Origin of the sequence: Streptomyces sp. IMTB 2501 (assembly GCF_001953885.1) — a bacterium.
In the GTDB taxonomy this organism is placed as follows: Bacteria; Actinomycetota; Actinomycetes; order Streptomycetales; family Streptomycetaceae; genus Streptomyces.
In genome coordinates this window covers 58,608-70,655 of the sequence record NZ_MQUS01000032.1, presented here as the reverse complement: position 1 = coordinate 70,655, position 12,048 = coordinate 58,608, and the positions used below count along the sequence as shown (strand labels likewise).

Here is a 12,048-nt window from a genome sequence, read left to right as displayed (position 1 = left end):
TGGGAGGGCTTCTGAAGGCCGTCAGGAGCACACTGGTGCTGACGGCCCTGCAGGGCACAGAGAGTACGTCGGTCAGAGCCGTAAAGCGTGTTGTGTGGCTTGCGGGTCGGCACGGAGAGCTCCAGGGCGCACACGAGCAGAAGGAGCCGGGCCGGTCTCGCCGGCCTCGGCTGGGTGGTGCGAGGATCCTCGGGTGGACACCCCCGACAGTCTCCAGAGTGTGCGTTCGCCGCGGTTGAGGCCCGGGGACCGGGTGCGGCTCGTGTCTCCTGCCAGCCCACCTAGCCGTGAGGGAGTCGCGCGTGGTGTCGAGCTGCTGTCATCGTGGGGGCTTCGAGTCGAGCTGGGCAGGCACGTCTTCGACCAGTGGGGGTACATGGCCGGCCGGGACGAGGATCGCGCGTTCGACCTGAACTCCGCGTTCCGGGATCCGGGAGTCCGTGCCGTCATCGCCGCCCGGGGCGGCAAAGGCGCATACCGCATCGTGGACTCGCTGGACACCGACGCCCTGCGGCGCGACCCGAAACCCGTGGTCGGGTTCAGCGACATCACCCATATCCACCTGGCGGTGTGGGCGCGGTGCCGTCTGGCCGGCCTGCACGGCCCGTTTGCCAACTGGAGCGCGGAGTGGTCGGGGCCCGCGTCGGCGGATGCTCTGCGCCGGGCGCTGATGACCACCGATCCCGTCACTGTCCTCCGAGACCCCGCTGAGGCGAGCGCTGCGGTCACCATCGGCGGTGTGGCGACCGGCATCCTGGTCGGTGGCAACCTCGACGCGGTCCGCACCGAAATCGGAGCCGGCCTGCCGAGCCTGAAAGGCGCGATTCTGTTTCTGGAGCACCAGAAGGGCACCGGGCTGGGCGAGATCGACCGCGCGCTCACCCAACTGTCCCGCAGCGGAAGCCTGGATGGACTGCGTGGCGTCGCACTCGGCCAGTTCCTCGGCTTCGACCAGTCGGCGGCTCACCCTGCGACGGGAGGATGGGGCCTCGTTGATGTCCTGCGCGACCGACTCGCCCGCTTGGACGTTCCAGTCCTCGGCGGGCTTCCCGTTGGACACGGTGCGCATCCTCCAACTGTCCCGCTCGGTACCGAGGCCAGAATCGACACGGCCACGGGCACACTGACCGTCCAGCCCGCCGTCGCATAACGCCGCGGGCCGTCCGGGGCGCACGGCATGACCCGGCACTGTCTTCGGGGGCATCGCAGACGCCGGCTCGTCCCATCACGAGGGCGCCGTGGACCAGCGACAAGGCAGGGTCGGAAAAGCCTCGTCGCTTCGGAGAGGCAGCTCCAGCACCCCGGTGAACGGCAGATGCCAGGCAGCCGGAGACACCCATGACGCGTCGTCCGGGTGCAGGCGTGCGTCAGGAGATACGGGCCACTCCCGCGTAGCTGCCACTGCCTTCTGGTACGGAGGCAGGGAGGAGGTGTGCCACTCCGTCGCCGTCACCAGGCCGGGCGGGACGAGTTCCAGGCCGTCGAAGAACTGCGCCACCTCCGCCCGGCTTCGGAAACCGAGCTGGATGCCGCCCTTGGCGTACTCGACAGTGACCTGGGCGGCGAATTCCGGATACAGATCGGACGCGGCGTGCGACAGCGCCAGACAACTGCCGGACGGCAGCGTGGCGACCAGATCGCGGACGATCCCGTGGGCATCCTGCTCATCGGGGCTGAAATGCGTCAGAGCTATCAGCGACCGCGCGATGGGAGTGAGAAGTCCGGGATTCTTTGGGCGTGTTGCACGATGACTTCGGGCTGTCGTACATCGGCCTGGATGTAGTCGGTCGCGCCCTCGGGAACGCTGACCAGCAGCGCCTCGGCATGCCGCAGGACGATCGGGTCGTTGTCGGTGTACACGATCTTCGCGGTCGGCAGGATGTCCTGCACGATCTGGTGAAGGTTGGGCTCGGTCGGAATTCCCGTGCCTATGTCCAGGAACCGGTCGATCCCCTGCTCGGCGAGCCAGGCGGCTGTCCGGTGCATGAACTGGCGGTTCTGGTAAGCCGCTTGCCTCGACTCGACAAAGCCTGCGCGACCAACGGTCAGCTCTCCGACTCCTGCAGCGGCACCTCGCAGAGCGCGTACCAGTTCACTCGTACGCTCCGGTGACCACCCGGACCGAGTGACCGCACGGACAAATGTGAGCTACGGCCCGCCGGCCCAACTTGGGCCGGCGGGCCTCAGTGTGGTCCGCTCGTCCTCCAGTCACTCGTCCTCGGTGCCGACGGAGCAGGCCTCGTTGTAGCGGGCGAGCAGAGTGCGCAGGCCCCCTGACCTCGTCCGGGGGCCAGCCATCCGTACGGGCCTCCCTGCAGAGGCCGACCAGAGCCGATCCCCCTTGGCCCGGACACCTTCACCGCCGAGACCTCCTGCGGCCACTACCAGGGCGTCACCGACCAGGTCATCATGTCCGGAACTCCCGGCCGTTTCCGCGACATCCTGCTTCCACGCGGCAGCAGTGCCCCCGTCTGGCTTCCCCACCACAACTGACCACCCGCGCGCTACTCGCGTATGGGCCAGGATCAGTACGGCGCCACCACGATGAGGTCGTCCACCTGGCTCGCGGGGGACTCCTTCGTCGTCTCGACGGTGATGTGCCAGATGCCGGGTGGCAGGGTGAGGTCGGCCGTGTAGTTTCCCGTGCCGTCGGGGCGGAGGGGGAGGGGGCGGCCGTAGGGCGTTCCGCCGACGTGCTGCAGGCGGGCGTCGAGGGTGAGGTCGGGGCAGTCCGTGTGGACCTGGAGGGGCACGGTCTGTCCGGCCAGCACCACGGGATCCACGTGCAGCGACAGTGAGCGGGCCGGCGTCAGTGTCGCGCTGGAGGGAGCTGCGGCGATCTTTCGTGTGAGGCTGCGCAACAACTCCCTGTGGCTGGTCAGGCCGACGTGTGTCGACGGATAGAACAGGGCGGGGGAATCGTCCTCCCAGTGCGGAGGGACGCTGCTGAAGCGTGGCACCGTTCCGTCTCCGCCGTGGTCGAAGCCACGCTGCTGACAGGTGAAACGCAGCCCTGATGGGTCGATCACCACGCTCTGTTCAGTCGGCTGCCCGCCTCCCGTGAACACATGCACCAGCCTGTCCCCCGATTCGGCTTCCCTCTTTCTGATCGTGGTGTGGAAATCGGCTGAGCGTTCCACGGCCTGACGGCTGAGGCCGGGGACGTGGCAGTCCAGCAGACGGATGGCATCGGCGGGGCCGTCGTCCCCCGCACCGCCGCCGGTGCCTGGGCTGCCCATGCCCCTCGGCTTCGTCACGCAGCGGTAGGCCGGGAGGAGTTCCGCGATCGAGGGGAAGGTCTCCGCGACGGAGCGCAGTCGCTCACCGAACCGGCCCGCCCACGGCGGCAACAGATGGCCTGTCAGGACGCGCACCGCTTTCACGGAACCCACGTACGGCGTGCCGATGGTGTACGCCCGCCTGGTCATTTCCGTACCGCCGAGGACGTGCAGGAAGTACCGGCCGATCAGGCCGCCCATGGAATGGCAGACGAGTTGCAGCTGCGCGTCGGGCTCACCGCCTTCGCGGCGCCACTGATGCAGTCGCCGTTTCGCCCGGTCCATGAGCAGGCGCGCGTTGTACTGGTTCGACAGCCTCCAGTCGTACGTGAAAATCATCAGCTGTTGTGCGGGATTCTTGAGGTGCTGGCGCAGGGACTTCAGCAGGGCCGGGTATCCGGCGCCCGCCCAGAAGCCCGGCCAGACCTGTGAGCCCGGCATCAACGACTCGGGCTGCAGGGCGTATCGCGCGGGCGGTGGTCCGTCGCCGAGACCGGGCGGGAGCCTGAGGGCCTCCAGGGCCTCGCAGAAGTCGCCCAGGACATGCGCCGCCATGGCGAACGAGGCGTTCCACGCCTCCCGGCCGTTCGGCGCGCGCAACACACTGCCGAGAATGCCCGGCACCACCACGACGAGATCCCGCTCCTGAAGGAGAGTCCCCTCCTGACGCTGTGCGAACACGACACCGCCTCAGCTGCCGTGACGGAACGACCGTCGAATCCACGGGATGACCTGACGACGCAGGCCCGAGACGACCAAGATAGAGGCGTGCACAACACAGCGGGGGACGAATGGGGAACCGTCCTGGACATCGTCGTGGACGAGTACGAGTCCCCGTCCATGGGAAAGCTGGAACATCTGCGCAGCCACGTGGACGCCGTGGTCGACCTGTTGGTCGCCGGGGGCTTTCGCCGCCACCCCGGCAGCAGAAGGCGACCGCAGGACCTGCGCTGCCGCCAAATCCAGGACCTCATCGCCGACTTGAGCCTCCCCTCCGGCACCGAACGGCTGCTTGTCTACTGGGCCGGGCACGGCCGTCGGCTGGAGCACAGCGGGTTCTTCCTGCTGTGCTCCGACTCTGCCAAGGGCGACGACGGGCTGATCAGCATGGGCGACGCGATTCAGCCCGCCTATCTGGGATCACTGCTGGCGCGGTGCGGCGCTCGCGAAATCGTCCTCGTCATGGATGCGTGCAGTTCGGGAAGCGGCGCCGGAGAGGCGTGCGAGGCGTTCAGCAAGGTGCTGGACGATCAGCGGATGGCCAGGCCGCCCAAGCTGGTGGTCCTGTGCTCGGTGGCTTCCGGCGAGCGTGCCGAAGAGCTGGCTCTGAGCGAGGCCATGCGGGCACTCCTGCAGGACCCGGACGACGAGGTGACGATGCGGGGGTGGGGGCCACGTGACCGGTCGATCACGATCGATGAAATGATCACGGCGCTGAATGCCCAGCTCGGTTCGCGTCAGCGCCTCGCAAAGCGGTGGACCGATGTCTTCTCCACCCCCTTCTTCCCCAACCCGCGCTACGACCCGGAACTCCCGGACACCGATCTCGAAAGCCGCCGCGCCCGGCCGGCCCTGCTGCCCGCCGACGTCCGCGAACACTTCATGCTCAAGTTCCAGGGCATCGACGCAGTCGGCGACGAGGGCTACTTCTTCCAGGGGCGCACCCACGCCCTGCGGTCCATCGTGACGTGGCTGCGCACGGAGGACTCGGGCATGTTCGTCGTCACCGGACCGCCGGGCAGCGGCAAGTCGGCGTTGCTCGGGAGACTCGCCGTGCTGTCCGACGCGTCGTACCGGAAGGACGTATATGCGGCCGCCCCGGACGTGGTCGACGGCGCGGACCCCGGCACGCTGCCCGACATCGGCGCCATCGACGTGGGCATCCACGCACGTGGCAAGGACGTGCTGGACTGCGTCGAGGCGTTGGCGAAGGCCCTCGGACTCGAACCTCCTCGCGGTGGCTGGCGCGGAGCGGAGCAACTCGTCTCCGCCGTCGGCCGGACCAACCGCAGGTACACCGTGCTCGTCGACGCGTTGGACGAGGCGCGGCCGGAGGCGGTGGGCGCCATCGCCGGGCTTCTGCTGCGTCCGCTCGCCGACCAGAGCGGGGTCAAGGTCCTCGTCGGCACGCGCGGCCGCGCCGCCGAGGCGAGGGATTCCGCCGCCCGTGACCTGCTGGGGATCCTCGCCCCGGAATCGCGGCATCGCCTCGATCTCGATCAGGACACCGCCGCCACCGAGGACATCGAGGCGTACGCCTACAAGCGCCTCACCGACCTGAAGGGCTCCCGGTACGAGCTCGCCGACACCGAACTCACCCGGCGGGCGGCCCGGCGCGTTGCGCGGGAGAGCGAGTCGGTGTTCCTGATGGCCCGGCTGTTCACCCGGGCGCTGGCCGCCCGGAGCGAGATCCTGGACCTGGACGGCCCCGAGGCGCGCGAGATCTTCCGCAGCCGTGACGTGGCCGAGGTGTTCGCGGCCGACCTCTCACGGTACGGCACCCTGCGGCAGCAGGTCACCGACCTGCTCGCCCCGCTGGCCTGGGCGCTGGGCCCCGGCCTGCCCAAGCGTACGATCTGGGCCACCGCGGCAACGGCGCTCACCGGCGGAGCACGGACCTATACCGAGGACGACGTGGCCTGGGTCATGGCCAACGCCGGCGCCCACCTGATCGAGGCCGGCGAGGAGGGCCAGAGCGTCTACCGCCTCTACCACCAGGCCTACGCCGACTACCTACGCCAGGCCGTAGCCACGGCGGACCGCGCGCCCGTCCTCCTGTACGAGACCGTCCTGGGCACCGTCCCCCGCACCGACCGGCAGTGGGACTGGGCCCACGCCACCCCCTACGCACTCAAGCATCTGCCTGTCTACGCCCTCGCCGCGGACCGGCTCGATCACCTCGTCCAGGACACCGGCATCCTCCCGTACGCGGACCCGACCCGGATGATGGGCGTCCTCAACACGCCCGAACAACAGCGCCGTTCCCTGCCGCGGCTGTATCTGCGGGTCTGGGACGAGCTGCGGTACCTGACACCCGAGGACCGAGCGGCCCTGCTGCAGCTGCGAGCCGGCATCGACGAACCGGACGCGCTGCCCCAGCTGCGGACAGAAGCGCAACTGGGCTGGCGGGTCCGGTGGGGCAACGGCCGCAGAACGAACTTTCACGGCGTGCTCGTCGGCGGCCCGACCAGTGCGGTGGGCTCCGTCGCGATCGACCTCGATCCGGACGGCACGCTCACCGTGGCCGCCGGCGACGACCAGGGTACGGTCCATCTGTGGGACGGGGCCACGGGCAAACTGCTGCACACGCTGCCCATCGGACAAGCCCCCGTGACGGCGGTGGAACTCGCCCGCGCCAGAGGCCGGCTCCTGCTCGCCGCCGCCTCGGACCGCGAGGTCCATCTGTGGGACGTCTACGAAGGTCTGCCGGCGGTCGCACCCTGCCTTCACCGCCGGAAGGTGACGGCCATGGCCTTCGGCGCCACCGCGGACGGCGAACCGCTGCTCGCGACGAGCGCCCGCGACGGCCGTATCCGCCTCTGGGACACCGACCGCGGCGAACCGCGGCAGACCTGGCCCGGCGGCGGTCTCGGCACGCGCGCGCTGGCCCTCACCTCCCTGTCGGGGATCGGCGACGTACTCGTGGCCGCCCACACCACGGGCGCGGTCAAAACCTGGAAAATCGCGCCGTCGGCAGATGTCCGGGTTCCGCAGCTGTGGTGGCGCAAGTGGCCCGGCCAGCTGAGGGCCCGCTACGGCTTGGCCCTTGCGGAGCTCGACGGACGTGACGTCGTGGTGGGCCGCGGCGGGCCGTTCGTCGACGGAGTGCGCTGCCTGGATCTGCGAACCGGGGCACCGGCCGACGACGAGGACGGAACCGGTGACGAGGGGTTCACGCCCAGAGCCATCGGTTTCACCCCCGAGTCCCTCGGTGGTGTCAAGGGTGATCCGGCGGCCTTTGTGACCGGCGGACCGGAGGGAGGGGTCCGGCTCAGACGAGGACGCGGCCCCGCCGGTGGCTGGACCGGTCACTCCGGCGATGTCCGGGCTGTGGCGGGGGTGCGGAATCGCGGCGGTGAGACCTTCGTCGTCAGCGGGAGCCAGGACGGAACCGTACGGCTGTGGAACACGGCTGTCTCGACCGCCGACGACCACCCGCAGCGCGGCCAGTCCCACGCCGACGCCCTTACCAGCTCGGACCTTGTCGCGCTGCCCGACGGCCGGCTGCTGCTGGCCACCGGTACCGCGGACGGCACGGTCTGGATCTGGGACGGGAGGACAGGACGGAGGATCGCCCGGTGCGTCGTCCACGTGGAAACCGAGTACATAACTGTCGACAAACCGCCTGCGGGCGGCACCACCGCGGCGGTCAGGAGCGTCAAGTCGGGTCATGAACAAAGCGTCACCGCGGTCTCCTGGGTGTCTGCAGGCGGCGAGCGCCACGCGACCCTGGTCTCGGGCAGTGAGGAGGGATCCGTCCAGTTCTGGAGCACGGAGGGTTCCCCGCTGATGAGACACAAGGGCAGCGGACCGGTGGCCGCACTGACTGCGGCCGCCCTCGACGAGGACGGCGACGACGGACTCATCGCGGTCGGCCGCCCCCACACCATCGCACTGCATGACAGCGAAGGTGACCGGATGCGCGCCCGGTTCGGCTCTCGCATCCGGCTGCTGCGCGGCCACCGCCGCGCCATCGGCGCCGTGGCCTTCGCCCCGCAGCCCGACGGGACGACATGGCTGGCGAGCGGCGACAAGGGCGGAAAGATCACCCTCTGGGCACACCCCTCCGGCAGGCCTGTCGGACAGTTGCGTGGCCCCGGCGACGGCAGCAAGGCCCACCGGGGCCCCGTGCACAGCCTCGCCTCCGTCCTCGGCCCCGAGGGTTCGATGCTGGTCAGCGCAGACGCGGACGTCGTACGCGTATGGGACCTGACGTCCCGGTCGATCCGGGCCGAGTTCGGCCGCGGGCCGGTCCGTGGAGTGGCTGCGGTGGCCACCGCCGACGGGCGGATTCTGGTCGCCGTACCCACCGCCGACCGCACCGTGGAGATCTGGGACGCGCAGGCCGAGGCGCTGCTCGGAGCCGTCCGCGGGTTTCCTCAACCGGTCTCGACCGTGAGCATGCTGCGCGACCGGCACGACTCCGACACCGTGCTCCTCGCCGTGGGCCACGGGCGAGTCGTGCACATCGTGGAACTGCTGGAGTTCTCCGACCGCCGGCGCTGGAAGGGCACACCATGACCGCTACGGCCCAGGACCCGCCCCGTTCCTCCTCCGACGGGCTCCAGGGGCTGCCGCCCGTGCTCCAACGCGAGCTGCGCCGGGAGTTGCGCCGCTGGAGGGTGGGCACGAACGCGTACGGCGGGACGTACTACGGCCTGCGGATCGTGCTGATCGCGACCAGCGCCATCGTGGCCGCCGACCAGAACCTGGGCCAGGCGAAGGGAAGTTGGCTGCTGTCCTGGGTGCCGGCCCTGTCCCTGATCGTCGCGATCACCACGGCGATCGACACCTGGCTCAAACCACAGCAGAAATGGCGCGGCTTCATGGAGTCGCGCGACGCCCTGGCCGACCTGCTGGTCCAGGCGGAGGGGGGCCTGCCCGCCGAAGAGGTGCGGTCCCGGTTCCTGAAACTGCGCCAGCGGCACCGGGAGCGGAACATCTTCTGAGGACGGCGCGCGGGCGCCGTTCTTGAGAAGACGAGTGGCGGTCCCCGTCGTCCGCGACACGGCGCCGATGGGCGTCCCCGGCGTGGCGCTGATCGCCGTCCGCACATGCCGCCGCCCCTTCCTCATCACCCTCGCGCCAGCGAATCCCCCTGCACAGGGGTTGTCCTGACAATCCCTCCGCCCCTAGGGTCGCCCCGTACGGAGCAAGCGCTTTCTGCGTGTGGGTGCAGCTGCGTTTGCACCCCGTCTGCCGAGCCCTCAGGAGCGCCGCATGTCCCTGCCCCCGCCCCGCCGTCGCGTCGCCGTCATCGGCACCGGCGCCATCGTCACCGGCAGTCATCTCCCCGCGCTCAGAGTCCATGCCGAGCGCGTCGAACTCGTCGCCGCCGTCGATGTGGACGAGCGCCGACTGGACGAGTTCCGGGGCCGAGCGGGTGCGCGGATCGCCGGGTTCACCTCGACCGAGGCCATGCTCGACGCCGTACGCCCCGACCTGGTCCTCATCGGCACCCCGCCCGCGCTGCACCGTGAGCAGACCGTGGCCGCGCTCAAGGCGGGTGCCTGGGTGCTGTGCGAAAAGCCGCTGTGTCTGTCGCTCGCCGGGTACGACGACATCGCCGCCGCCGAGGAGGCCTCCGGCGGCTACGCCTCGGTGGTCTTCCAGCACCGCTACGGCTCCGGCGCCGTACACGCCAGGGACCTGATCGCGCGCGGTGAACTGGGCACCCCGCTGGTCGCCCACTGCCAGACCACCTGGCACCGGGACGCCGGCTACTACTCCGTACCGTGGCGCGGCCGCTGGGCGACCGAGGGCGGCGGGCCGACCATGGGGCACGGCATCCACCAGTACGACCTGCTGCTGCATCTGCTGGGGGAGTGGGAGGAGGTGCGGGCCATGGCGGCCCGGCTGGTCCACGACGTCGAGAGCGAGGACGTCTCCACCGCCCTGGTCCGCTTTCGCGGCGGCGCGCTGGCCACCGTCGTCAACAGCGTCCTGTCCCCGGACCAGGTCAGCCGCATCCGTGTCGACTGTGCCGACGCCACGCTGGAACTGAGCCACCTGTACGGGCATGGCAACGACGACTGGGTCTACACCCCCGCACCGCATGTGGATCCCGAGCGTGCAGCGGTCTGGCGCGCCCTCGCCGCCGACGTACCCAGCTCGCACATCGCCCAACTCGGCGCCCTTCTCGATGCGTTCGACCGTGGCGAGCGCCCCCCGGGCAGTGGGCCCGACGCGCGCTCCACCCTGGAGTTCGCCGCCGCCCTGTACAAGGCGGCGTTCACCGGACAGCCGGTTCGGGCCGGTGAGATCGCCCCCGGTGACCCCTACTACGCGGCCATGCACGGCGGCCACCCCGACTGGGCTCCCAAGGAGCGCGCATGAGCATCCGTGTCAGCCACGTCCACGGCGAGCATCTCGCGGTCGAGGCGCCGAACGGCACCGAGATCCTCCGCTACGTCTACCGCCCCGACCCGGACGCCTTCGAGGCCCGCAAGCCCTACGCCCACCCCGTGCGCACCCTCGCCGGGAGCACGGTGACCGGATACCGGCCGAACGACCACCGCTGGCACAAGGGTCTGCAGATGACGGCCAGTCATCTGTCCGGGCAGAACTTCTGGGGCGGCAACTGCTATGTGCACGGCGAGGGTTACCTAAGGCTGCCCGACCGGGTCGGCTCGATGCGCCACGACGGCTTCACCGACCTCGCCGTCACCGACGAACGCCTCGACCTCACCGAGGGGTTGACCTGGGTCGAGAACGGCGGCCGGGAATGGGCCCGCGAGGTCCGCGGCCTCGCCGTGCACACGGTTGACGAGGAGGCCGGGGCCTGGACCCTGGACTGGTCCATCCACCTCACCAACATCCATGACGAGCCGCTGCTGTTCGGCTCGCCCACCACCGCGGGCCGTGAGATGGCCGGCTACACCGGGCTGCAGTGGCGCGGTCCGCGCGACTTCACCGGCGGCGCGGTGTTCACGCCCGACTCCGAACCGGGTGTCGATGCCCAGAAGGTGATGGGCCGTCAGGGCCCGTGGCTGGCCTTCACCACCGAACACGACGAGACCGACGCCCGCTCCACACTCGTCTTCGCGCACGCCCCAGAGAATCTGGACGAGTCGTCCGCCATCCATGCCTCGCACTGGTTCGTGCGCTCCGCGCCGATCCCGACCGTCGCGTTCTCCTGGGCCTTCTTCGAGGAGTTCGCCCTGCCGCCGGGGGAGAGCTTCGGCTTCCGCTACCGGGTCGTGATCGCCGACGGCGCCTGGGACCGCGACCGGGTCAGCCGTCACCTGGAGGGTCTGCCGTGGTGAGCGAAGCCAAGCCCGCGCCCTCCCGTCCGCTGCCCGGCGCCGTGGGCCTGTCCCATCTGAGCGCCTACGACTGGGCGGCCGCCGACGGGGTCTGCGGCGGGAGCCCCCATCTGCATCTGGTGTGCACCGAGGCGTACGTCGTCACCGGCGGGCAGGGGGCGGTGCAGACGCTGAGCCCCGACGGCTACCGGGACATCCCGCTGCGAGCCGGCTCACTAGCCTGGTTCACCCCCGGCACCGTGCACCGCATGGTGCAGGGCGGCGGTCTCCGGATCACGGTGCTCATGCAGAACAACGGCCTGCCCGAGGCCGGGGACGCCGTGTTCACCTTCCCGCCCGAGGTGCTCGCCGACCCCGAGCGGTACGCAGCCGCCGCCGCCCTTCCGCCGGGCACCGGCCCGGACACCGAGGCCGCCGCCCGGCGCCGCCGGGACCTGGCCGTCGAGGGCTATCTCACCCTGCGCGAGGCCCTGACGGCCGGGGACAGCGGTCCGTACCGCGCCTTCCAGCAGGCCGCCGCCCGCCTCGTCCGCGCCCGGGTGCCCGCCTGGCGCGAGCTGTGGCGGGCCGGCGCCCTCGCCGCCGCCGAACGCACCGGCGCCCAACTCGACGCCCTGGAGTCCGGCGAGCCCGCCTACCTCGCCGAAACGACCGCGTACCAGAGCGAGCCGAGCCGCCTCGGAGGCTTCGGGATGTGCGGCCGCCGGGACGAGTACGCACTGCCCGGGACGACGCTGCCGTACGACGGCAAGCCGACGGTCTAGAAGCCACCCCGGCACCGGCGA

General features: G+C 70.5%; 7 protein-coding genes and 1 pseudogene. 6 read left to right on the top strand and 2 right to left on the bottom strand.

Features of this window, described 5'->3' with window-relative positions:
• Positions 1 to 262: 262 nt before the first annotated feature.
• Complete coding sequence (locus AV521_RS37975; protein ID WP_218639401.1) at positions 263 to 1,150, top strand: LD-carboxypeptidase; 888 nt, start codon at positions 263 to 265, stop codon at positions 1,148 to 1,150.
• A gap of 217 nt (positions 1,151 to 1,367) precedes the next feature.
• Here the strand turns inward: AV521_RS37975 and AV521_RS37970 are convergent.
• Together AV521_RS37970 and AV521_RS37965 are read right to left on the bottom strand one after the other, a co-directional pair.
• Positions 1,368 to 2,022 (bottom strand): annotated as a pseudogene (locus tag AV521_RS37970) (SAM-dependent methyltransferase); the annotation flags it as partial.
• Positions 2,023 to 2,525: 503 nt separating this feature from the next.
• Positions 2,526 to 3,959, bottom strand: coding sequence for a triacylglycerol lipase (locus tag AV521_RS37965; RefSeq protein WP_143658726.1), 1,434 nt, complete (start codon positions 3,957 to 3,959; stop codon positions 2,526 to 2,528).
• Positions 3,960 to 4,046: 87 nt separating this feature from the next.
• Between AV521_RS37965 and AV521_RS52400 the strand changes: the two genes are divergently transcribed.
• The 5 genes from AV521_RS52400 (at position 4,047) to AV521_RS37940 (ending at position 12,027) form a co-directional block, all read left to right on the top strand.
• Positions 4,047 to 8,519 carry a hypothetical protein gene (locus tag AV521_RS52400; protein WP_076095286.1) on the top strand — a complete coding sequence of 1,491 codons (4,473 nt, stop codon included), beginning with the start codon at positions 4,047 to 4,049 and terminating at the stop codon, positions 8,517 to 8,519.
• Positions 8,516 to 8,947, top strand: a complete 432-nt coding sequence (locus tag AV521_RS37955; RefSeq protein ID WP_256725857.1) for a DUF4231 domain-containing protein — start codon at positions 8,516 to 8,518, stop codon at positions 8,945 to 8,947. Before AV521_RS52400 ends, AV521_RS37955 begins: the two co-directional genes overlap by 4 nt.
• A gap of 271 nt (positions 8,948 to 9,218) precedes the next feature.
• Positions 9,219 to 10,334, top strand: coding sequence for a Gfo/Idh/MocA family protein (locus AV521_RS37950; protein WP_076095283.1), 1,116 nt, complete (start codon positions 9,219 to 9,221; stop codon positions 10,332 to 10,334).
• Positions 10,331 to 11,263 carry a PmoA family protein gene (locus AV521_RS37945; RefSeq protein ID WP_076095281.1) on the top strand — a complete coding sequence of 311 codons (933 nt, stop codon included), beginning with the start codon at positions 10,331 to 10,333 and terminating at the stop codon, positions 11,261 to 11,263. Before AV521_RS37950 ends, AV521_RS37945 begins: the two co-directional genes overlap by 4 nt.
• Complete coding sequence (locus AV521_RS37940; RefSeq protein WP_076095279.1) at positions 11,257 to 12,027, top strand: cupin; 771 nt, start codon at positions 11,257 to 11,259, stop codon at positions 12,025 to 12,027. The genes AV521_RS37945 and AV521_RS37940 overlap by 7 nt, the downstream gene beginning before the upstream one ends.
• The last annotated feature ends 21 nt before the right edge of the window (positions 12,028 to 12,048 follow it).